The following is a 23,060-nucleotide window of genomic DNA, read 5'->3' on the forward strand; positions in this document are numbered from 1 at the left end:
TCATCCGTTACGCCCGAAGTCGCAGACGTTGCAGCCAGGACGAAGTGGCGCCCAAGGCGTCACGCAATTGTTGGGCAGTGATGGTGCGTGCTGCCGGGTCGAAGCTCAGCGCGGTTTGCAGCGCTGGCCAACAGTGTTTCGGTAAGTTCGCCGGCGCGTGCAACTCGCGCTCCAGGTGCTCGTCGCGAGCCTGGGTCGAGGGCAAGCGGCGGAACGGGTGTTTGCCGCCAGCCAGTTCGTAGATCACGCAGGCCACGCCGTACACGTCCGCGCTGGCCGACAACGGTTGGCCCTCAAGCAGTTCGGGGGCGGCGTAGCCCGGGGTCCAGGCGTTGAAACGTTCGCGGCTCAGGTGCGGCAGCCCGGGCATCACGCCCTCCTCTGCCTGGCCCAAACCGAAGTCAAAGAGGCGCAAGCCATCTTCGCTGAGCATGACGTTGCTCGGTTTCATGTCACCGTGCAGCACGCCGCGACCGTGGGCGTAGGCCAGCGTGTCGAGCAGCGGCAGGACGATGTCGCGCAGTTCTTGCCACGGCAGGCCGAGGGGCCGCTCGCAGAGCAATTTGTCCAGGGTCAGGCCACGCATGTATTCCATGGTGATGAAGGCCCGCTGGCAGTCGGTGTCGACTTCAAAGGTGTGCGCACGCACGACATTGTCGTGGCGCAGGCGTCGGGTCAGGGCGAACTCGCTGTAGAGCAAGGCACTGGCGTCCGGCGATTCGGCAAATTCTTCGCTGAGGATTTTCAGCGCTATGTAAGGGTCGGGATCGCCGAACTGTTCGTGCAGCAGATCCCGCGCCCGGTAAACGGCGCCCATGCCACCGGCCCCGAGCAGACGCTCGAGGTGGTAGCGACCGGCGAGCACATCCGGCAGTGCACCGATGCTGGCCTTGGTCGGCGCCAGCAAAGGCTCTGCCTTGTTTTCCTTGGCGAAGGCGAAGTAGGTCAGGTTGTTGGCCTGCTCTTCGCTCATCAACAAGTCATCGATGGGTGATTCGATCTTGGTCATTGGCGGATCACCACGGCTGTCAGGTTGTCGCGCGCGGCGCCACGCAGGGCGCCGTCGAACAAACGTTCCAGCGCCACGTGCGGCGCGCTGAGGCTGAGGGCGGTGCCGAGGGCATCGCTGCTCAGGCCCTGATACAAACCATCGCTGCAGAGCAAAAAAGCATCGCCCGGATACACCTCAAGTTCGAGGACATCCAGGGTCAGTTGCTCAGCGGCGCCGACGGCTCGGGTCAACGCCTGAGCCGCCGGGTGTGCCGCCGCTTGTTCGACGCTCATCTGTTGCTCGTCGATCAGTTGCTGTTGCAGCGAATGGTCCTTGGACAGCTGATACAAACGCTGCCCGCGCCACATATAACAGCGGCTGTCGCCGGCCCAGATGCAGGCCGCGCGATTGCCTTCCACCAGCAGCGCCACGACGGTGCTGCCCATGATGCTGTCGTGACGCCCGGCGGTGACCGTCAACTCCTGCCCCAAACGCCGGTTCAGCCAGTGCAGGCACTGGCGGATGGCTTTGAGGCGTTCGTCGAAGTCCTCGTGTTGCGGCAGTTCAGCCAGGCTGGCGACGATCAACTGGCTGGCGATGTCGCCACCCTGATGACCGCCCATGCCGTCCGCGACCACCCACAGCCCGTGCTGTGGCGAGTCGAGGAAGGCATCTTCGTTGCGCGCCCGCACCTTGCCCGGGTCGGTACGCGCCGCGCTGCGCCAGGCACTGGCCACCAGCATCAGAGCTGCACCGGCATACGGAAGGTGCGCAGCACGCCCATGTCGAACGGGTTCGGCGTGCGCTGGCTGCTCAGCAGGTAGTTGGCGCGCAGGCCACCCACGTCCGCTTTCAGCACCAGCACGTCGCGACCGGTCAGGTACTCGGTCTGCATCAGATCGAACAGACGGAACAGCGACCATGGGCCAGAGTTCTTCTCGATACCGATCGGGCGCCCGGCCATCTTGTCCATGACCAGACTGGTGCGACCGTCTTCAGCATCGGTCGGCCATTTGAAGGTCATTGGCAGGATCGGGCCGTGGCGGTATTCCATGGTCTTGTCGCCGAACTTGAACTCGGAACGGCTGACCGCCGGATCGAGCGTGTACGGCTCCAGTTTGAACTGCACGGTCGGTTCGGCCGGGTTGATCGAGAAGAAGCTCTGACGAATCGTCAGCGCTGCCGCCATCTGATCGAGGTAGACCTTGGACACCGGCAGGCTGTGACCGTCGACGCTGCGCATGCGGTAGTTGCCCGGATCGCCGCTGACGAACGGACGCATGTAGCTGTCGAAGAAGCGGTCGACGATGCCTTGAGCCTTGAAGAACTCGCGGAAGTCGCTGATCGCCACGTCGCTGGTGCTGCTGGCGCTGAACGGATAACGCTTGCTGATGGTTTTGCCATACACGCTGTACAGCTCGTTCTGATAACGACCGTTCAGGTATTGGTAGGCATCGTTGAGCACCAGGCGCCACGAGTCTTCGGCCAGCACGTTGAACCACACGCTCAGTGGACGCGGCAGGCGACCGGAAGCGGCGCGCAGGTTGGTCAGCGCATCACGCTGGCCGCTCATGCGGGTTTTCGCCAGTTCGAACGCGGCTTGTTCCGGCGTGCTGGAACGGGCCAGGCCGGACAGTTGCAGTTGCAGGTCGTTGAGCGCGTTGAACGCTGGCGTCAGGTCAGCGCCCGGGCCGTTGTTGTCATCAAGCAGGCGATGCAGTGGTTCGAAGCGACGTTGTAGCGACTTCTTCGCGGTGTCCGGCAGGCTCTTCGCAACGCTCAGGGCCGAAGCCTTGTCCGCCACGGCCGACGCCAGTTTGCCGACTTTACCCAGTTTGCCTTTCTGCCCTGCCAACGCATCAGCGGCATCACCGGCTTCATCCACAGGATCAGCGGCTGCCTCGAAGCGGGTGTTCTCGCGTACTTCGGTCAACAGCGCCAGCACCGGCGAGTTGGCCGAGGTCAGGCCCGCCAGTTGCTCGGCGCCTTCACCGGCGTCGCTGATCGGCGGCAAGGCCACTTGGCCAACGGCTTCGCTCCAGTAGTTGGCGTAGTCGCGGAAGTACAGTTGCTCCAGCTCGACCATCAGGCGACGCAAGTCCATGTCGCTGATGCCCGCACCTTCGCCCAGCACCCAGTTGTCGCGCAGGATGTCGGTGACCAGCGTTGCGCCCTGAACCGAGAAATACTGCTGATAACCGGACTGGGTGTAGAAACCCGGGATCACGTATTCGGTGCCGATAAACAGCGAACCTTGCGGGCCGAGGTGTTGGCTGAAGCGGTATTCCGGCAGGTTGCGCGCCTGCTCGCGGAGCATGCGGTAAACCACGGTGGCCAGCGACTCGCTGCGCAATACCTGACGCGCCTGCGTGACCAACTGGTCGTTCAGCGGGTAGATAAACGGCTGCTTCAGCAGGCGTTCGAGGTGCGCATTCAGACCGTTTTGCACCGCAGTGTTGCCGGTGTAGCGCTGCGACCAGTCAGTGGCAACCCAGTCCTTGAGCCAGACGGCATCGCGACGGTCTTTCATGTTCAGCATCAGGTACGCGCGCAGGCTGTTGAGCAGCTTTTCGCGATCCTTCATGTTGGCGCGGATCTGCCCTTCGAGCATGGTCGCTACTCGTGGCAACAGTTGCTTTTCAAGCTCGCGCTCGTAAGCCTCTTTGACCACTGGATTGACGTCTTCGCCCTGATACAGGCCGCCACGTTCGTGATAGGAAACGTCGCCCTTTTTCGGGAATGCCTGCGTCGCGGCGTAGCTGGTGTCGAGGGTTTTCAGCACGCCCATGGCGTCATCACGCGGCGTCAGGGCGCTGCGCTGCTGTGTCCAGTTCTGCGCCAGATTGCGCAGGTTTTCCAGACGCTCGTAGTTGGCCGAGAAACCGCCCGCCCAAAGCATGCCGAACAGCGCCAATGCCGCCAGTGCGCCGACGTACAGCGCCCGCTGGCCCCAATGAATGCGGCTGCGTTCGCGCTTGTCCAGACCGGCCAGATCGGCCTCGGGGAAAATCACCCGGCTGAGCAAGTGATGGATGAAACGCGAACGACCGCTGCGCAGGGTCGGCAGCACACCGGCGTTCATGCCGAGGCTGGCGCCGATGCCGGCGGTGGTCGAGTCCATTTCCTGGGTCAGGTGCGGCGCGCTGGTCAGGTAGAACCCACGCAGTTGCGTGGCACGCTGATAGCGGTTGCCGGTGAACGCCATGTCGACGAACAGGCACAGGCGCTCGCCGATCAGTCCCAGTTGATGCGGGAAGTCGAGGATGCGGCCACGGCGCTGCGTGTCGCGCTCGGAGTGCATGCGCATGATCACTTGGCTGTTGAGGCGACGCAGCAGTTCTTCGAACTCGTTGCGCAGCACAGCCACGTCGGTGCCGACCTGATCCTTGCGGAAACTGGTTCCGAGCACCTGATCGCTTTCTTCGCGGGTCAGTTGATCGAAGAACTCGTCGAAGCCGAGCAGCTTGTCAGCCTTGCTCAGGACCAGATACACCGGCACATCGACGTGCAATTTCTGATGCACATCCTGCAGACGACCACGCACTTGGCGTGCCAGGGTATCGATGTCCTGCTCACTGCCGCCGAGCAGGGTTTCCACCGGAATGGTCACCAGCACGCCGTTCAGCGGACGGCCGCGACGACGTTTGCGCAGCAGCTCCAGCAAGGTCGTCCAGGCACTGCCGTCGACTTCCACATCCGGTTGCGTGGTGTAACGCCCTGCAGTGTCGATCAGCACACCGTGGTCGGCGAAATACCAGTCGCAATGACGGGTGCCGAGGGTGTCGCGGGTCAGCTTGCGGTCGATCTTGTTGATCGGGAATTCCAGACCGGAAAAGTCCAGCAGGCTGGTCTTGCCCGAGGCTTGCGGACCGATCAGCAGATACCACGGCAAGTCGCTGCGCCAGCGTTCGCTGCGGCCGCGATACAGGCTCGAGGTCTTCAGGGTTTTCAGCGCGTCTTTGAAGCGCGCCTTCAACTCTTTCTGCTCGTCGTCGATCAGCTCTTCGCGGCGGATGCGATCCTGGCCGTCTTCGCTTTCCTCGTCGGCTTTCTTGCGGATACCCGCGCGCCAGCTGACGAAGACCATGGTCAGGCCCCAGATCAGGAACAGCACGGCAATGGTCAGCAAGCGGGCGGTCGAACCTTCCCAGAACTTGTAATCATCGACCGCCAACAACGGGCCGACGAACCACACCAGCAGCGCCACGAACAGCACCAGCAGCAGGGTCCAGACCCAGGTCTGGCGCAGGAAGGCGCCGACTTTCTTGAAAAACTTTTTCATCACACGTCCCTGTTTACGGCTGCGACTGCGGTTGGACCGCGGCTGGATCAAGCGGCTGATAAGGTTGCAGAACGGTGTCGCGCTGCTCGCCCAAGACCCAGGCGAAGCCCGAATACATCACCACCAGGCAGACGACAGTGAACAACACCACCATCCAGGCCGGCACGATGCGCACCAGGTTGCGGCGCTGATCGTCGAGGCCTTCCCAGTGCGGTGACAACTCACGCGGCACGTCGCCACGCAACTGACGGATTTGCCGGTACAGAGCGTCGCGGATGCCTTCGAGTTCGAGCATGCCGCGTGCCTGCACGCGGTACTTGCCTTCGAAACCGAGGGACAGGCACAAATACATCAATTCGAGCATCGGCAGGTGCTTGACCGGGTTCTTCGACAGTCGATCGAGCAACTGGAAGAACTTCTCGCCACCGAAGGTTTCGTTGTGGAAGCTGCTCAGCAGGCTCATCTGCGACCACTCGCTTTCGTTGCCCCACGGTGTGGTCACGACGGCTTCGTCGACCACGGTGCAGAGCACGTAACGCGCGGCCATCACCTGGCTGCTTTCGGCGCCGTTGTGCAGGGCGCGCACTTCAAACAGCTTGAGCCCGGCGGTCAGGCGCTCGTTGAGCGCGTAGAGATCTTCACGGGTTTCACTGTGCTTGAGGCGCACCACTTCCGAAAGCAACTCGGACGAGGCTGCCACCAGCGAATTGAGGCTGATGTTGAACGCTTCCGCCGGACGCAGGCGCGCGGCGTAGATCATGCGTTCTTCCAGTTGCTCGAAGCGCGGTGGCGCGGCGAAGTCGGTCAGCGGACTCGACGCCGGTCCGTGGCCTTGACGATCGAGCAGGACGGTTTTGTCGTCCTGGTTGTAATCCGTTTCCTTGATCATGTCGGTCAGTTCCTGATGGCCCAGAATTTCAGTTCAAGCTCGGCAAATTCGCCGGACACGTGGAACGCGAAACCGCCGGAGCGCTCGAGTTGTGCCAGGTCTTCGGAACTGAGTTCGAGGATGAAATAGGTTTTGTTCGAATGGAACGCGATCTGCCGTGGGGCCACCGGCAACGGTTTGACCTTGATCCCCGGCAAGTGCAGGTTGACCAGTTGGCGGATACGCTCCACCGGGCCGACCTTGAGGTGCGCCGGCAAGCGATGGCGCAGTTCTTCGGAGTCGCAGTTGGCACTCGCTGCCAGCACGAACGAGGCCGAGCCGAGCAGTTTGTGGTCGTGCAACGGCGACACGATGATGCCGTACTGACGCGCTTGCAGGATCAGTTCGATGGCGTGCTGTTCGAGCACCATCGACAGTACCTGACGAATCGCTTCCATCAGTTTGCGGAAGCTGCCGCCCTGATCGGCGTGGGAGTAGCGGCTGTCCAGACGCGGACGTTTGCTCTCGCCGGAGAAGGTCGCCAGATCGCCGAGCATGGTCAGCAGCGTGCGGTACAACTCTTCCGGGTGCACCTGCTCCAGCCCGAGGTAGTGGCGCAGCAGCAGTTCGGTGCGGTTGATCAGTTGCAGCATCATGAAGTCGCCGACTTCCGCGCCGCCAACCTTGCCGTTGGAGCGAATCCGTTCGGCAATGGTGTCGCCCCGGTGGCTGAGCATGCTGATGACTTCTTTCAGGCACGACAGCAGATAGCTGGAGGCGTGGGCCTGAATGTAGGTCGGGACGAAATCCGGATCGAGGCTGATCACGCCGTCGGGCGTGGTGTCGAGCACGTCGCAGATCTTCAGCTTTACGTAGGCCTGATCGCTCTGCTGCTCGCCGAGCAACAGTTTGAAGTCCGGACGGCCGCAGCTGACCTGGCTGGCAGAATCGTCGCCGGCGTTGGAGTCGGCCACTTCGGCGTCGTACGCGGTGTAACGCGCGAGCACGTCGGACTGCTCCGGACGGCGCGACTCGATGTGGTTGCCGGTGACCAGCGGCAGCGCCAGATAGATCGGCGTGTTGCCGGTGTTCGGTGGCACGTCCAGCGCCAGCGGCTCGGTGTTGCCACCGAGTTCGAACAGGCTGCCGTCCGGCAGAATCCCCGAGGCTTCACTGATCACCAGTTTGCCCATGTTGAGGAACTGCAAGTCGATCTCCAGATTGAGGAAACCCCAGGTGTAGCCACCCAGCAATTGCGTGCGGGTTTTCATCTGGTGATCGTAGTAGCGATCGTTGTGCTGGAAGTGCTGCGGACGCAGCAGCATGCCTTCCTGCCAAATGACTTTATGGGTATTCATGGTCAGTCATCCGCCTTGGCGAGCACTTGATTGGTGTTACGGATGCCGGTCTGGTCCAGAGTCAGATCGACTTCGGTAACTTCCAACGGAGTGATCTGCACCGTGTGGCGCCATTGGGTTTCCGGCAAGTCGCGGTAAGCGGCAAGAACGCCGACATAAAGGCTGCCCTCTTCCACCTTGAGTTTCAGTTCCACGGTTTCGCCCGGGCGCAGTTCGAGTTCTTCACTGGCCACCAGATCCGGGTTGAGGGATTCCTTGGCGCGCTCGTAGAGGCTGAAGAAGTCAGCGTTCTCGAAGGTCACCGGGTGCTTGAGCTCGAACAGACGCACCACCACCGGCGATGGGCGGCCGTTGAGGTCGAGGTTCAACTGATCGCTGCCGGTCAGTTTCAGGTTGATCTTGGTCACTTTCGAGTACGGCGACAGCGACGAACAACCGGCGAGCAACACCAGCACGGTGAGCGCAGTCAGCGTCTTGAAAAAAGCGGTCGAGCGGCGAGACATGCGCATCATCCTTGGTGGTCGGTGTGGAGGGTGGAGATCAGGCGGATCTGTTCTTCGTAGGCTTGGGCGAAGTCGCGGGCCAGCAGACGCTCGCTCCAGTCATCGTCCTGACGCAGTGCCTGGTGATAACGGCCGAACGCTCTCCAGCGCCCGCCAGACGTGGCGATCAATGGCTTGCTGTCGCGCTCGAAACGCAGGGTCAGTTGCTCCGGCGAGAAGTGCTCCAGGGTGCCGCGCACGGCGGCGCGGCTGGCGGTCAGCAGTGCAACCTGATGCGCCTGCAAATCGCGGAACGCACGGGAGATCGCCTGCTCGGCCGGCAGATGTCCGGGCTTGCTTGGCTGCAACAGAATCTGCAGCGCTTCACTCGGATCGACGGCGAATTTCAGCGGATTCTTGTTGGTGCCTTGCACGGTGGTCTGGGCCAGACGCAGTTCGTTTTTCAGCTCCGAACGGGTGCGCAGGCTCTGCTGCAAACCGCCGATGCTTTGGCGCAGCAAGCGTGCAGCATTCAAGGCCAGGGCTTCGCGTTCGTCGTGGCTGAGGCCTTTGACGTCCACACCCAGCGCCGCACCGAAGTGCTCCCAGAAACCTTCGCTTTGACGCTCGACGGCTTTCGGTGCCGGAGCGGGCTCAGGTTCGGCGGGCGCGGCGATCAGCTCCGGCACCATCAGGCTTTCCATGTCGATGCGCGCGTAGTCGGCGCGTTGACGGGAGTCTTCCGGCTTGGTGTTCGGCGCCAGCAGTTCGTCGATTTCCGAGTACACGCGCTCTTGCTGTTCGAGGGCATTGAGAGGGTCGAGATCGAGAAACGCGTCGTCCGGGATGATGCTGCCCGCGGCGCGCGGACGCCCGGCTTCACCGTCGAAAGTCGCCGGGTCGCGTACCAGACGTGCACGTATCTCGAAGTCACCGAGCACGTAGGTGCTGCCGTGCTCGATACGCACCGGTTCGCCTTTGTGCAGGCGTGCGCCGCTGTCACCGTCCTGCACACCGTTGCTGCTGGTGTCGGTCAGAAAGAACGTGCCTTCGCGGTAGCTGACAATCGCGTGGTGATTGGACAGGTGACGCTTGCGGTCAGGGATGATCCAGTCGCAGTCCTCGCCCCGCCCGATCACGCCGCCGGCCTGTTTAAAGGTCTTCTGGCACAACTCGGTGGGCACGAACTGCTTGGTGTTCAGCATTTCGAAAACCAATTCCATGTTTGATGCTCCTTGCGGTCACTTGCCGCGATTGACCGCTTGCGGATCACCCAACGGGCGATAGTCGTTGTCGTTGAATTTGTAATTGCCGCTACAGCCGCCAAGGCCGCATAGAACGACGAGGGTCAGCAGGACAGCGTGCCAGTGACGAACAGACATCAGAGGGTCTCCAGGTGTAGACAAAGCACAAAGCGCCGACCCTCGCGGGCGGCGCTGAAATTGATTTTCGAGGTGAAATCGATGAGCGTTTGCCTAGCCATCGAAATCCCCCAGATTGATGTTCAGACGACCGAGCCGGTACAGCAGCGTGCGCCGAGGCAAGCCCAGTTCGCGGGCCGCGAGGGTCTGGTTGCCGTCGTTTTTGCGCAGGCAATCGAGCAGCAAGGTGCGCTCGACCTGCTCCAGGCGTTCGCGCAGATTCAGGTGGCTGTTGTCTTCCAGCATCGGCTCCAGGCGCAGGGAAAAATGCTCGGCGAGCAACTCGCCGCCTTCGCACAGCAACACCGCACGTTCGACCAACGCCTTGAGTTCGCGGACGTTGCCGGGGAAGGTGTAACCGCCCAGATGCTCCAGCGCTGCATCCGACCAGCGCACCGGATCACGCTGCAAATACGTGCAGGTCTTGTCGGCGAAATGCTGGGCCAGTTCGAGGATGTCGCCTTCGCGCTGACGCAGCGCCGGCAACTCGATCGGGAATTGCGCGAGGCGGTAGTACAAGTCCTCGCGGAATTTGCCTTCGCTGACCAAAGTCGACAGATCGCGGTGAGTGGCAGCGATGATGCGTACGTCGATCTTGTGCGTGTCGTTGGAACCCAGCGGACGGATCTCGCCTTCCTGCAACACGCGCAAAATCTTCGCTTGCAACGACAGCGGCATGTCGCCGATTTCATCGAGCAACAGCGTGCCACCATTGGCCGCATCAAACAGACCCGCACGGTCGCGGTCGGCGCCGGTGAAGGCACCTTTGCGATAGCCGAACAGCTCACTTTCCAGCAGGTTTTCCGGGACCGCTGCGCAGTTCTGCACGATGAACGCCTGAGACCGGCGCGGGCCGCAATCGTGAATCGCCCGGGCGACGACTTCCTTGCCAGTGCCGGTTTCACCGCGCAGCAACACAGTGTACGGGCTGTGCAGCACTTTGCTGATCAGCGAATGGGTCTGGCGCATCGCCGCGCTTTTACCGATCAAGCCGTAGCCACTGATGCTAGGTACGCTGCGCGCCACCGTGGCCGTTTCCGCCAGCGGCTGACGCAGGCGTTGCAACAAATGCAATTGGCCAAGCACGAACGAGCCGAGCTGGCCGAGGGAATCGGCAAAGCCTTGCAGGTTGGTGCGACGACGACTGGCACACAGCAGCAGACCTTCGACAGCCTTGTGCTGGTTGACCAGCGGCACGCACAGCAACGACTGCCACGGCGAAGCCGCTGCCGGCAGAAAACTGGTTTCGTGCAAGCTGCCGCTCAAGTCGTCGAGGCACACCACGCGGTTCTGGCACAGGGCGAACTGCAGCAGTTGTTCACCGTTGTAATCCGCCGGCAGGCTCGCCGCTTCGCGCGGTTGCAGGGCGCCGTCGAGGCATTCGGCGTTCATCCCCAGGCAGGTGTGGGTGGCGTCGAGCAGATACAGCTGCGTCAGTTCGCAACCGCTCAGCTCGGCCAGCCCACGCACGAAGTCACCCAGCAACGCAGCCCCGTCCGCCGCCCGCGACAGACTGGCGAACTGCGCCAGCAACGCTTCGGCATAGACCAGCGGCTGCGGCACCTGAGTGAACATCACACCCACCTCAGGCGAACTCGCACGTCACGCTGGCTTCACCATCGAGCGTGGCATGTACACGCTTGAGGCTTTCGCCGGTGGCCATGGCGTCGAGCAAACGATCCGCCACCAGCGGCAGCACGTGTTGATCGAGCAGATGGTCGATCAGGCGCGCACCGCTTTCGCTCTGCGTGCAACGCTCGGACAGATGATCGACGAGGTTCTGGCACCAGCTGAAATCCAGCTGACGACGGTTGAGGCGCTCGCCAAGACGACCGAGTTTGATCTCGATCAGTTCGCGCAGCACCGGGCCGCCGACCGGGTAGTACGGCACCACTTTCATTCGCGCCAGCAGCGCCGGTTTGAAGTGTTTGCTAAGGACCGGGCGAATGGTTTCTTCGAGGACTTCAGCGGTTGGGCGTGCGCCGTTCTCGCAGAGATCGCTGATCTTGTCGCTACCGAGGTTCGAGGTCATCAGGATCAACGTGTTGCGGAAGTCGATCTCGCGACCTTCACCGTCGTTGGCCACGCCTTTGTCGAAGATCTGGTAGAACAGGTTGAGCACGTCCGGATCAGCCTTTTCGACTTCATCGAGCAACACCACCGAATACGGTTTCTGCCGCACGGCTTCGGTGAGCATGCCGCCCTCGCCATAACCGACGTAGCCCGGTGGCGCGCCGATCAGACGGGAAACGGTGTGCTTCTCCTGGAATTCGGACATGTTGATGGTGGTGATGAAACGATCACCGCCGTACAGCAAGTCAGCCAGGGCCAGTGCGGTTTCGGTTTTACCTACGCCGCTCGGGCCGACCAGCAGGAACACGCCGACTGGCGCATCAGGTTTGTTCAGGCCGGCAGCGGTGGCGCGCATCGAGCGATCCAGTGCGTGTACGGCTTGTTCCTGACCACGGATGCGCGTGCGCAGGTCGGTGGCAAAACTGGCGACTTTGGCGTTGTGTTCGCGGGCCAGTTGCGCCAATGGCACGCCGGTCCAGGCGCTGATCACTTCGGCAACCAGACGCGGGCACACTTCGAAACTGACCAGACGCTCTTTGACCTGAGCGGCAGTCAGGGCGCTGTGGGTTTCGTTGAGCTGCGCCTCGAGCGCTTCGACGCTTTGGCCTTCTTCGACTTCGGCGGCAACGGTTTCGATCACGGTGCCTTCGGCGTCTTCTTCAACGGTGACCACTGGCTCGACCGCCGCAGCTTCGCGAGCCTTGGCCAGTTGCTGACGCAGATCCAGCAGGCGCTCGGCCAGTTGCTTCTGCTCAGTCCACAGGGTTTCCAGCGCGACCATTTCAGTTTCGGCTTCGTCCAAACGCGCTTCCAGTGCCTCCAGCGCTTCATGGTCGATCAGCAGACCAGCCTCGGCATCGCGACGCAGCGCCTGACGCTGACGGCCACCTTCAGCCAGTTCGCCACGCAGGCGCTCGAGGCTTTCCGGAGCAGCGGCGAGGCTGATGCGTACGCGAGCGCAAGCGGTGTCGAGAACGTCGACAGCTTTGTCCGGCAGTTGCCGGCCAGCCAGATAACGTGCGGACAATTCCGCCGCCGAAACCACCGCATCATCACGCAGGTAGATGCCGTGGCTCTTCTCGTAAACCTGGGCCAGACCACGGAGGATGGTCACCGCTTCGCTGACGGTCGGTTCGTGCAGTTGCACCGGCTGGAAACGACGGGCCAGCGCCGGGTCTTTCTCGAAGTATTTCTTGTACTCAGCCCAGGTGGTCGCGGCGATGGTGCGCAGTTCGCCACGGGCCAGTGCCGGCTTCAACAAGTTGGCCGCATCGGAACCGCCGGCATTGCCGCCCGCGCCGATCAGGGTGTGGGCTTCGTCGATGAACAGAATGATCGGTTTCGGCGAGGCTTTGACTTCGTCGATCACGCCTTTGAGGCGACGTTCGAACTCACCTTTGACGCTGGCGCCGGCCTGCAGCAAGCCCATGTCCAGCGACAGCAGCTCAACGCCTTTGAGCACTTGCGGCACTTCACCGGCGGCGATGCGCGACGCCAGACCTTCGACGATGGCGGTTTTACCCACGCCAGCTTCACCGACCACAATCGGGTTGTTCTTGCGGCGACGGGCGAGGATGTCGACCATCTGCCGGATCGCGCCGTCACGGCACAGCACCGGGTCGAGTTTGCCGTCGCGGGCCTGTTGCGTCAGGTTGTGGGTGAAACGCTGCAGCAGCGATTCGCCCTGTGCGGCCGGTTTGCCATTGGCCGCTGGTTGCTCCTGTTGCGACAGGGCAAATTCCTTCAGGCGATCGATGTTCAACTTAGCGAGCAGCGGCTGATAGCGGCTGCCGGCGTAGCGCATCGGATTGCGCAGCAGCGCAAGGATCAGCGCGGCGTCTTCGACCTGGGTCTGGCCCAGTTCGAGGTTGGCCACCAGCAGCGCGTCTTGCAGCCACTGCACCAGTTCCGGGGCGAACACCGGGTTACGCGAAGCGCTGTGTTCGACGCGCGATTGCAGCGCGGCGCTGAGTTCACCGGCGTCGACGTCTGCATCCTGCAGTGCGCGCGACAACAAGCCATTCGGGCGCTCGAGCAGGCCGAGCATCAAATCTTCGACGAGGATCTTGCTGCCGCCACGGGCCACGCAACGCTCGGCGGAACGTTCCAGATCACGACGGGTTTCGGCGTCCAGCGCCTGGATGAGTTGTTGCAGGTCTACGTTGATCATGGCTCACGTCCTTAATGAATTTTGCTGCCCAGGGTCACCACGCCGTCCGCTTTTTCGCGGCCCAGCCAGCTGGTCCAACCGAGGCGACAGGCGTTCTGCTCACCGATGCGCAGTTCGCGGATTTCTTCCTGGCGCAGAACCAGGCGGATGTCGTAATCGAGCGGGTCACGCAAGGTGAACCGCACCAGCGCGCAGAGCGGCTGGTAACCGAAACCGATCGGCAGGAATTCATGGAATCGCTGCCAGTCGAGTTCGGTGATGTGAATGCGGAATTTGCCGCTGCGGTCGCGCACGTGTTCGCCGAGCACCAGGTCTTCACCGAGCAGGCTGTTGGCACGGCCCAATCGATTGCGCTGCTCTTCGAGAATTTCCACTCGGCGCTCGATGCACTGCTCGATGACCAGGTCTTCGTGCTTGAAGTAGTAACGCAGCACGGCTTCGATCAGCGCCGCCGAGTGCGCCCGCAAGCTGAGCAAGCCGAGGTACGGCAGCAGGCGTTTCCAGTTGAGTTCCTTGGCCTTGCGAATCTCGTCGCCGCCCAGGCCGATCAGCGCAAACAGCTGCGCCGAGAACGGGTCGAGCGCGCCGCTCTGGAAGCTCGCACGATAGCGATACTTGCGCCAGATCGGCAGCATCAGCCGTTGCAGGCGATGGTGGAACAAGTCGAGGAAATTGCGCGTCGGGTTGCCGTCCTCGCTGTCGCCCAGGGCTTGTTCACCGTAGAACGCCGGCAGCGGCGAGCCGGAACCGACCAGGCCGATCAGGTTGAAACGCATGCGCGCGCGCATCTGCCCGTGTTCTTCGAAGAACTCGACGCGATCGACGTCGCTGCGCGGAAAGCCCAGGCTCGGGTTGGCCTGAAACTCGACCTGATCGTACAGATCGTCTTCGCTCAGATGCGGGTGTGCTTCGCGCAGCCGGTCGATCACCAGCAGCACGGCCTGAAACAGCGAGTACTCGCGTATTACCTTGGTCAGCCCGCTTAAAGCAGGGGCTGCAGGCCCATACGTGGTGTCCATTGGTACACCTCTCCCTGTGTGCTTTTTACGCGCAGCTCATGGAATGAATTGAGACTGGCGTAAAGCGCGAAAAACTCGTTAAGAACCGAAGCGAAAACGAACAGGTCGCCTTCGCCGATATACCCTTCCGGGTCGATGGTCAGTTCGGTGCGCAAACCGCGCACCGGTAGCCCACGGTGCAAGCGGTCGACGTGGTGATGCTTGATGTGCTTGAGGCCGCCGAGCAGGCGTTTGCTGACCTTCTCCGCGTGCTGGTCGTAGTAACGCGGCAAGTCGTAGGTTTCGAGAATAACCTTCAACGCATTGACGTCGGCCAGCGACAGATAGTTAAGCGACATGTTGCTGATCAGCTTCCACAGGAAGTCACGGTTCAGCGGTGGCGCGAAGCTCGACGTGGCCGGGGTAATGTTGCGGAAACTCAAGAACTCCGGCGTCTCTTCGCAGGCCATGCAGATGTCGCCGAGCTTGAGCTTGCGCGGCAGGTTCTGGTTGGTGCAGATCAGCTCGATCGACAGGGTTTCGTGGGCTTCGGTGTGACGAATGCCGAAGCTCAGGTATGTGTCGAGGCCGTCGTGCAGCAAGGACGAACGCTGGCGAATGCTGTAGTGCGGACGGCTGTTGGGCACGTCGAAACTCGGGTCGTGCTCGAAGGATTCGAACGGCACGTATTCCTGATAACCGAGGCCGCCGGGCTTCCAGCCAGTCACGGTTTCCACCGAGAACACGCCGCAGTTTTCCAGATCGAATTCCGCCGGCAGCAACAGGTATTCGTCCTGTTTGCCGTCGAGGCGAATCGGCAATGCATCGTGGGCGAACAGGTTGGCAATCGGTGTGCAAAACAGCTTCACGTTATCCAGGGTCGGGCGCATGCGCATGATGCCGCTCTTGCGGATATCGAAGCGCAATTCAAGGCCGCGCATCTGCTTCAGCGTGTCTTCCGGCAGCGCATTGAGGATGTCCAGACCGTTGACGTCGACGAACAGGAACTTGTCCTGGAAGGCGAAGTATTCCTGGAGATAGCGATAGCCGCGGAAGGTGTTCAGCGGATACGGGATCAACGCCTCTTCTTCGGCAAAGCCCACCGGTTTGACCCGATCACCGGGAATCTTGAACGCCATCGGCTTGCCGCTAACGCCATCAATCGGTTTGCCGGCACCGTCGAGCGGGATCAGTTCGATGCCTTCGAGGTTGCGCAGCAGGCTCAGGTAGAGCATCTGGCTGATGTAGCGCTCACCGGCAAAGTGCAAACGCAGTTTGCTCAGTTCCAGCTCACCGAGGTGTCCGTCGGCACTCATTTCCAGACGCAGGCTGAGCAGCGAGCCGTCGCCCTTCACCGAGTAATTCAGCGCGGCCAGATCCAGTGGCAACACTTCGGTCGGGTAGCAAGTACGGAAGCGGCAGCGCACGTCTTCGATCGGCTTGCTTTCAATCGGCGTATCACGCTCGACGCGCAACGCCGGCCCGGAACGCTTGAGCGGATCGAACTGCAAAATGCTGAACGCCGGCAGCGGGCGCATGTAGTTCGGCCACAGCAGTTGCATCAGCGAATGGCTGAGTTCCGGCAGCTCGTCATCGAGCTTCTGGCGCAGCCGCCCGGTGAGAAACGCAAAACCTTCGAGCAACCGCTCCACGTCCGGATCCCGCCCGGCCTGCCCCAGATACGGTGCCAACGCCGGACTACGCTCGGCGAAACGGCGACCGAGTTGGCGCAGTGCGGTGAGTTCGCTTTGGTAGTAGTGGTTAAAGGACACGGGTTACCTGCCTGGTAGTGGAACTCATCAAAAAAATATCCTGTAGAGCGCGACTGTCAGCCCGGACACGAAATAACCTGCGACGAGCAGGTACGGTAAAAAAGCGAGCCAAGCGAACATCATCGGTAATCCGGAAAGCTCCCCCAAAAGCAACAGAACCAGCCCGCCGATAATCCAGGGTGTCGCATAAAACGGGATGAACATCAGTGGCGCCCACAAGACCTTCTTCAGAATCTCTTGCTCAGTTACTTTGCTGAGCGCTCGCGTTGCCCATGTGGCAAAAACGAAGTACGCCGGAATGCCGAACCCAAGGACGTAGATCATCAGGAACTGCTTCCAGTTGGAGACCTGCGAGTACCCCGCAAACCAATCAACGATCGTTAGAACCACGAGCAAGACCATCGGTCCGCAGAGCGCGGCCACCAGAAATCTGTGCAGGCTCGGAGTGATCACTTGCACACACCTAAGGCAGGACGCTGTCCATCGCGATAGGCAAACGCTTTTGGCCCCCGGATTTGCGAACTCATGGGAGGTCGTTACTTCGCTTTCGCTTTATCGGAACTAAGAACTTTTCGCTCTTGAATAAAAATAGCGCCCTCACCCTCAAAAAACAGAACATTGTCAGCAGTGAATGGCTCGCTATTCTCATCTCCAAACTTCAGCCAGCCTTCATCCCATAATGACCCATCATCATTTCGGATCTGGATAAAATAATAAGGCCGTTCGGACTTTGTGATTTCTATAAACTGTCCGCCATCGGCTCCACCGCGCCAATGAGCGTTCGGGTACTCGCTCAACAGACGCGGCTTATCTTTTGAAAAATCCATAAAATATATTCCAACAAATAATGCCAAAAAAGAAAGCGCACCCATGAACATTAGAAAACGCTTCACCCAAATCAATCTTTTATCTCCAGAGCGTCAGTGCTGTACACGTAATTCAGATCCGGTTTAACCGCCTGAAAGTCTTCCATATAATCTTTAGGAATGACGGCAAAATAAGGTCTGCTCGGTGCACCGAGATTGAGACTGTCGACTAAATCGGCAACGAAGGTCATGCAGTTATGGTCTGTCAGGTTGTAGGGCTTCCTATCCAGAGCCTTGTTTTCCTTCAATTTATTGTTCAGCCAAGTTTCGGCGTCAGAATATGCAGCTCCGCGGAGCACCACCCCAGATACATTGCCGGACTGTCCAAATGCTACGGCCATTTTTCTCAAGGTTTTCTTCAGTGACTGCTCAGTAATCGCGCCTGCCTTAATCGTAACGTCAGGCACCGCGCGAACCCTGACGACGCCAGGGGGGCCCTCCTCCCCTTGATACCGTCCATATTCTCCATACATCGTCTTTCCAGTTTTACCGTTGACAATCAAAACACCAGCATGCCCTAGATTCGGAACCTCGCCACTGAGCCCTAGCATTTCGACATGAATCTTGTAGTCTGGAAATACGACTGGAATTACGAAGTCGTGATCACTCACCAGATAAATTTGAACCGGCGTTTTATCCTTGGCGGGTGTCGTCGCAACAGTTGCTACTTTTACAGCTTGAGGCATCTCACTCTCCCCTGACCAGCCAATTTGGCTTAGCTGAAATTTCGATGTTCTGCACGCTCCCCTTAGTTCCTAACGACTTGGAAAAACCCGCATCATCAGTTACACCATGGATTTCCGAACCATCTTCGAGAGTGGCTGTATAAGCCATATTTTTAAGTGGCTGACCAGATACTGGGTCCATTAGTTGGACGCGGACATTGAATCCAAATATCTCCAAAGGAACTGGCGGCACAAACGGCGCCGGAGAGTGCGAATTCCCGATAATTACCGTCGAAGATCCAGCCGTAACCTTGTTGCCGTGGGAGCCCACAGAATCAACAGTGACAGCAGACTTGCCGTTGATTTTTACCGTCGTGGCCAGATCGCCGACCATCGCACCACCACACGCAGAGGCATCACCTTCACGGGCGGCCGCGAGGCCGTCGAAGAACACGTCGCCGGAACCGGCGGCGATCGGGTTGGTACCGTGGCCAGGAAGTGGGCAAGCGGTGGGGTCGGATACGCGTGCTGCAGGTTTGCCAGACATCGGGGATCTCCTTAGGTGACCTTCACTTGTCCGCTGCCATCCAGGCGCGCGGAAAAACTGACCTGACGCTTGAACCCTTCAACTTCCAGCAGGCCTTCGATACTGAAGGCCAGGCGCAGTTGATCGTGGTCACGCGGCAGGGAAATGACACGCACGTTGCTCAGGCGTGGCTCGTAGGCTTCGATGAAGTTTTCGATGGCCAGACGGGCCTGACTCAGGGAGTCGTGCAGGCTCAGGCGCATGTCATTGAGATCGGGCAACCCGTAGTCGGACAGCGTTTGCACGCTGCCGGCCCGGGTGCTGAGCATTTTGGCCAGATGGGCAGCCACAGACGCCATGGCTGAAGCTTCGAGGCTCCTGCCTTTGCGCTGTTCCGCGTCGCCGTTGAGGCGTTCGAAAAGACTGCCGTATCCGTCCATGAGTCGCTCTTACTCTTTGTCCAGCTTGCCAACCAGCGACAGGGTGAAATCGGCACCCATGTACTTGAAGTGCGGACGCACGTTCAAGCTCACGCGGTACCAGCCCGGCTCGCCTTCAACGTCGCTGACGATCACTTGCGCAGCACGCAGCGGACGACGGCCACGGACTTCGGCGCTCGGGTTTTCCTGGTCGGCAACGTACTGACGGATCCACTTGTTCAGTTCCAGCTCGAGGTCGGTACGTTCTTTCCACGAACCGAGTTGCTCGCGCTGCAGCACTTTCAAGTAGTGAGCCAGGCGGTTGACGATCATCATGTACGGCAGTTGGGTGCCGAGCTTGTAGTTCAGCTCTGCGGCCTTGCCTTCTGCGCTGATGCCGAAGAACTTCGGCTTCTGCACCGAGCTTGCGGAGAAGAACGCCGCGTTGTCGGAGCCTTTACGCATGGTCAGGGAGATGAAGCCTTCCTCGGCCAGTTCGTATTCACGACGGTCGGAAACCAGTACTTCGGTAGGAATCTTGGTTTCGATTTCGCCCATGCTTTCGAAGTGGTGCAGAGGCAGATCTTCAACCGCGCCACCGCTCTGCGGGCCGATGATGTTCGGGCACCAGCGGAATTTGGCGAAGCTGTCGGTCAGCTTGGTGCCGAACGCGTAAGCGGTGTTGCCCCACAGGTAGTGCTCGTGGCTGTTGGCAACGGTTTCCTTGTACACGAACGATTTCACCGGGTTTTCTTCCGGATCGTACGGGTTACGCAGCAGGAAACGTGGCACGGTCAGGCCAACGTAGCGGGAGTCTTCCGAGGTACGGAAGCTCTGCCATTTGGCGAATTGCGGGCCTTCGAAGTGGTCTTTCAGATCTTTCAGATCCGGCAGACCGGTGAAGCTTTCCAGACCGAAGAATTTCGGGCCGGCAGCAGCGATGAACGGCGCGTGCGACATGCACGAAACGCTGGCGACGTACTGCATCAGCTTCACGTCTGGTGAGCTTGGCGACATGTAGTAGTTAGCGATGATCGCGCCCACAGGCTGACCACCGAACTGGCCGTATTCAGCGGTGTAGATGTGCTTGTACAGGCCCGACTGCATGACTTCCGGCGAATCTTCGAAATCGTCCAGCAGGTCTTCTTTCGAGACGTTGAGGATTTCGATTTTGATGTTTTCGCGGAAGTTGGTGCGGTCGACCAGCAACTGCAGACCACGCCACGAGGATTCCAGCGCCTGGAAATCCGGGTGGTGCAGGATCTCGTCCATCTGGCGGCTGAGCTTGGCATCGATCTCGGCGATCATGCGGTCAACCATGGCCTTTTTGACCGGCTCACCGTTGTTCTGCGGCTTGAGCAGTTCTTCGATGAACGCCGACACACCGCGCTTGGCGATGTCGTAGGCTTCGTCGTCCGGAGTCAGACGGGTTTCGGCGATGATGCTGTCGAGAATGCTGTATTCGCCGCTGGCGGCGCTCTTCTCTTGTGCTGCGCTAGTGCTCATTGTGTTGGCTTCCTTGGCTGGAGTCTCAGGCGTCCGGGGCTGCGGCGTTCAGGCCCAGCTCACCGAGTACGCGACCGCGGGATTCGTCGTCGGCGAGCACGCCTTCGATGGCTTTACGGAACGCAGGTGCGTTACCCAGCGGGCCTTTGAGGGCCACCAGCGCATCGCGCAGTTCCATCAGTTTTTTCAGCTCAGGCACTTGCTCGACCAGGCTGGCCGGGTTGAAGTCCTTCATCGAATTGACGCGCAGTTGCACAGCCAGCTCGTCGGCCTCGCCATCTTCCTGCAGACGGTTCGGCACGCTCAGCGTCAGACCCAGTTCTTGCTTGGCCAACACTTCGTCGAAGGTCATCTTGTCGATGCTGATCGGCTTGCGATCTTCGATTTTGCGATCGTCCTTGCGGTGGGTGTAGTCACCGATTGCCAGCAGCTTCAGCGGCAGTTCAATCTCTTCCTGAGCACCGCCGGTGGCGGGTTTGAAGGTGACGTTGATGCGTTCCTTGGGGGCTACCGAGCCTTCTTTGGCCATGGCTTTTCTCCTTGCGGTTGTGGCCCTGGGGCCTATTCGAGTACCACTTCGAGATCGAGGTGGCACAGCCTGCGATAAATCTCTTCCTTGCGTTCACGTACGGCATGGTTCTGCGGCAACAACTCGCAGCAACTGTGCAGCAGGTGCAGCACTTCCAATGCAAGATCGGGCTCCCAGGCGTGCAGGCCTGAGTCCTGTAATGTCTGATCGAGGGTTTCCAGCTGGTTCTTGGCCAGTTCGTATTTCTTGGCCATGAAGCACAGTCGGGCGAGCGCGAACTGCCAGAAGAAGCGTTCGCGGCCACCGTGAGCGGATTGCAAACCCTGCTTGAGCGTCTGCACGGCAGGCTTCAGGCCTTCTTTGCGCAGCAGCGGCAAGACTTCTTCGAGGGCTTTTTCCCAGGCCGGCTGGGTTTCGACGTTTTCGCTTTCGACCTTGCGCGGCGCACTCGCGCTTTGCAGATGCGGCATGACGTTGGCGGCGATCCACGCCCGGGTAGACGGATCGGCAAACGGCGCGCCGTCATGGAAGCGCAACTCGACAATGCCGGGCAGACGCTGAATCAAAAGCGCGAAGTGGATCTCCACTTCGCGCATTGCCAACTCGGCGTTGAGGTTCTGGAGACATTCCCAGACCATCCTCTGGCCATCGAACCAGAACGGCGCCTTCGCCAGGCTCGCCTCCAGTTCCACCAGCAGGTCGGCGTATTTACCCTGATCGAAACGGTCCTGGTAGAGCTTGAGTTTTTCCAGCGGCAGGCCGCGCAGCACGGTGATCTGCTCAGCGTTGCGCTCGGGCACCGCGTCGATGGTCATCCACAGCAGCGTGCGGTTCAGACGCAGGGCGCGCAGGTCGGTGGCTTTCTGTTTGAGCCACCATGCGCACAACGGCCGAGCGCTTTCCTGCTGGGCGCGCAGAGCTTTATGGGCGTCTCGTTCGTTGTCGATCGGTGCGCCGGGGGTGAGCAACTGGCTCGCAGCCTGTTTGACCTGCGCCACTGCCGCACCGACCACACCGGGGGCCGGCTGATTGTCGGCCGCGCGCTGGATCATGGTTTTCAGGCGACGGGAGATCGGCAGCAACAGCGGCGAATCATCGCCCAGGTGCTCAGCACACGCCGCTTCGAGACCGGACAGGTGCTCGGAGAGCTGCCGGAACATCGGCAACTGTTCCTTGATCGCGATGTTTTCAGTGATGACCTGCTCAAGGCGCGGCACCAGCCAGCCGATGGCGGCGGCACGGGTACGGGCTTTGAGCGGGTGAACGTCGGCCCAGTTGTTTTCCGACAGATGGTGCAGCAACCCGAGGCCGGCGAGCAGTCCGGGGAAGGATTCGCGCTGGTACAGCGACCATGTCAGCCAGGCGCCGACACGCAAATCCTTGGATTGGGTACGCAACAGATTTTCGCTGTTTTCGCGAATTTTCAGCCAGTCGATCTGCCCGCTTTCGTGCATCGACGAGGCTTTGGCCAGCTCGCTTTCCAGGGCCTCGAATTCGCTCGAGAAACGAACGTCTTCGCCCGCGAAATTCTCTTTGGAAACAGAGACTTTAGCGAGTTCGAGGTAATGGGCGGAAAGTTTGCTTGAGTAGGACATCCATGGCCTTTATTAAGGATTACAGTCAGGCGCCTGTTGGAATAACCGCGGCGCGGGACAGTATCGAAGAGCGGTGCAGCGACTCATCCAATTGAGATGTGCTCTTTCAAGTGGGCGCATCGTAATCACAATGATGGCCACTAGCAAGCATCTGATTAAACAACAAGACGAAGTGTTCATTGGGGCCTGTAGGAGATTGCCCTATATGTCGCAAGGGAATCCCTGAGAGTCATTTATATTCGCCGCATTTTCCTGTCCCCCGCCAAAACCTTGAGCTAGAGGGCTCTGTTCCTCCGAAAAGGCATCTTGCCGCTTGCCCACCCCAATACACGGCGGCAAGCATGACAACTCTTGAAAAAAATAGAAGTAGGACTCTTCCTAAAATTCATCGGCTTCTTTGAACAATTCGGCGAAGACAATGACATATGGGAAAAGTGCCATCAATTTGATGGCAAATTACTTTGTGAAACTTTCAGCAGGCCGGAAACACTGCACATTCGTGCTAATTCAATAGTTATCGAACTCTCCCTCCTAAGTCA

At 60.2% G+C, this 23,060-nt stretch carries 20 protein-coding genes; all 20 read right to left on the minus strand.

What is annotated here, in order from left to right; all coding sequences use genetic code 11:
• Positions 1-7 precede the first annotated feature (7 nt).
• Positions 8-1,009 carry a serine/threonine-protein kinase gene (locus CQ009_RS01465; RefSeq protein WP_064389581.1) on the minus strand — a complete coding sequence of 334 codons (1,002 nt, stop codon included), beginning with the start codon at positions 1,007-1,009 and terminating at the stop codon, positions 8-10.
• The gene (locus CQ009_RS01470) at positions 1,006-1,734 is read right to left on the minus strand and encodes a PP2C family serine/threonine-protein phosphatase (RefSeq protein WP_105704681.1); all 729 of its coding nucleotides are present in this window, start codon (positions 1,732-1,734) and stop codon (positions 1,006-1,008) included. The genes CQ009_RS01465 and CQ009_RS01470 overlap by 4 nt, the downstream gene beginning before the upstream one ends.
• A complete protein-coding gene (tssM, locus tag CQ009_RS01475; RefSeq protein ID WP_064389583.1) occupies positions 1,734-5,273 on the minus strand; it encodes a type VI secretion system membrane subunit TssM in 3,540 nt (1,179 codons plus the stop codon). The genes CQ009_RS01470 and tssM overlap by 1 nt, the downstream gene beginning before the upstream one ends.
• 13 nt (positions 5,274-5,286) lie before the next feature.
• The gene (gene icmH, locus CQ009_RS01480) at positions 5,287-6,162 is read right to left on the minus strand and encodes a type IVB secretion system protein IcmH/DotU (RefSeq protein WP_064389584.1); all 876 of its coding nucleotides are present in this window, start codon (positions 6,160-6,162) and stop codon (positions 5,287-5,289) included.
• Positions 6,163-6,167: 5 nt separating this feature from the next.
• Complete coding sequence (tssK, locus tag CQ009_RS01485; protein ID WP_064389585.1) at positions 6,168-7,499, minus strand: type VI secretion system baseplate subunit TssK; 1,332 nt, start codon at positions 7,497-7,499, stop codon at positions 6,168-6,170.
• A 2-nt stretch (positions 7,500-7,501) separates the two neighbouring features.
• A complete protein-coding gene (tssJ, locus tag CQ009_RS01490; RefSeq protein WP_105704682.1) occupies positions 7,502-8,002 on the minus strand; it encodes a type VI secretion system lipoprotein TssJ in 501 nt (166 codons plus the stop codon).
• Between the two features lie 5 nt (positions 8,003-8,007).
• Positions 8,008-9,204 (minus strand): type VI secretion system-associated FHA domain protein TagH, encoded by a 1,197-nt coding sequence (tagH, locus tag CQ009_RS01495; protein WP_064389587.1) that lies wholly within the window; start codon positions 9,202-9,204, stop codon positions 8,008-8,010.
• 18 nt (positions 9,205-9,222) lie between these two features.
• Entirely contained in the window at positions 9,223-9,363 is a 141-nt protein-coding gene (locus tag CQ009_RS01500; protein ID WP_003229566.1) for a hypothetical protein, read from the minus strand.
• Between the two features lie 93 nt (positions 9,364-9,456).
• Positions 9,457-10,977, minus strand: coding sequence for a sigma-54-dependent Fis family transcriptional regulator (locus CQ009_RS01505; RefSeq protein ID WP_064389588.1), 1,521 nt, complete (start codon positions 10,975-10,977; stop codon positions 9,457-9,459).
• A gap of 10 nt (positions 10,978-10,987) precedes the next feature.
• Positions 10,988-13,645 (minus strand): type VI secretion system ATPase TssH, encoded by a 2,658-nt coding sequence (gene tssH, locus CQ009_RS01510; RefSeq protein ID WP_105704683.1) that lies wholly within the window; start codon positions 13,643-13,645, stop codon positions 10,988-10,990.
• Positions 13,646-13,656: 11 nt separating this feature from the next.
• A complete protein-coding gene (tssG, locus tag CQ009_RS01515) occupies positions 13,657-14,664 on the minus strand; it encodes a type VI secretion system baseplate subunit TssG (protein ID WP_064389590.1) in 1,008 nt (335 codons plus the stop codon).
• Positions 14,628-16,415: a type VI secretion system baseplate subunit TssF gene (gene tssF, locus CQ009_RS01520; protein WP_064389591.1), complete on the minus strand. Its 1,788-nt coding sequence runs from the start codon at positions 16,413-16,415 to the stop codon at positions 14,628-14,630. Before tssF ends, tssG begins: the two co-directional genes overlap by 37 nt.
• Positions 16,416-16,442: 27 nt before the next feature.
• Positions 16,443-16,868: a hypothetical protein gene (locus tag CQ009_RS01525; RefSeq protein WP_236708303.1), complete on the minus strand. Its 426-nt coding sequence runs from the start codon at positions 16,866-16,868 to the stop codon at positions 16,443-16,445.
• A gap of 83 nt (positions 16,869-16,951) precedes the next feature.
• The gene (locus tag CQ009_RS01530) at positions 16,952-17,308 is read right to left on the minus strand and encodes a hypothetical protein (RefSeq protein WP_253481305.1); all 357 of its coding nucleotides are present in this window, start codon (positions 17,306-17,308) and stop codon (positions 16,952-16,954) included.
• A gap of 5 nt (positions 17,309-17,313) precedes the next feature.
• Positions 17,314-17,967 (minus strand): hypothetical protein, encoded by a 654-nt coding sequence (locus CQ009_RS01535; RefSeq protein ID WP_105704685.1) that lies wholly within the window; start codon positions 17,965-17,967, stop codon positions 17,314-17,316.
• 1 nt (position 17,968) lies between these two features.
• Complete coding sequence (locus CQ009_RS01540; RefSeq protein WP_064389594.1) at positions 17,969-18,493, minus strand: PAAR domain-containing protein; 525 nt, start codon at positions 18,491-18,493, stop codon at positions 17,969-17,971.
• 11 nt (positions 18,494-18,504) lie between these two features.
• Positions 18,505-18,912: a type VI secretion system baseplate subunit TssE gene (tssE, locus tag CQ009_RS01545; protein ID WP_064389595.1), complete on the minus strand. Its 408-nt coding sequence runs from the start codon at positions 18,910-18,912 to the stop codon at positions 18,505-18,507.
• 9 nt (positions 18,913-18,921) lie between these two features.
• Complete coding sequence (gene tssC / locus CQ009_RS01550; protein ID WP_016772499.1) at positions 18,922-20,397, minus strand: type VI secretion system contractile sheath large subunit; 1,476 nt, start codon at positions 20,395-20,397, stop codon at positions 18,922-18,924.
• Between the two features lie 25 nt (positions 20,398-20,422).
• Positions 20,423-20,926 (minus strand): type VI secretion system contractile sheath small subunit, encoded by a 504-nt coding sequence (gene tssB, locus CQ009_RS01555; RefSeq protein WP_003229587.1) that lies wholly within the window; start codon positions 20,924-20,926, stop codon positions 20,423-20,425.
• A 32-nt stretch (positions 20,927-20,958) separates the two neighbouring features.
• Positions 20,959-22,521, minus strand: coding sequence for a type VI secretion system protein TssA (gene tssA / locus CQ009_RS01560; protein ID WP_064389596.1), 1,563 nt, complete (start codon positions 22,519-22,521; stop codon positions 20,959-20,961).
• Between the last annotated feature and the right edge of the window lie 539 nt (positions 22,522-23,060).

This window comes from Pseudomonas sp. MYb2, assembly GCF_002979955.1.
Classification (GTDB): domain Bacteria; phylum Pseudomonadota; class Gammaproteobacteria; order Pseudomonadales; family Pseudomonadaceae; genus Aquipseudomonas.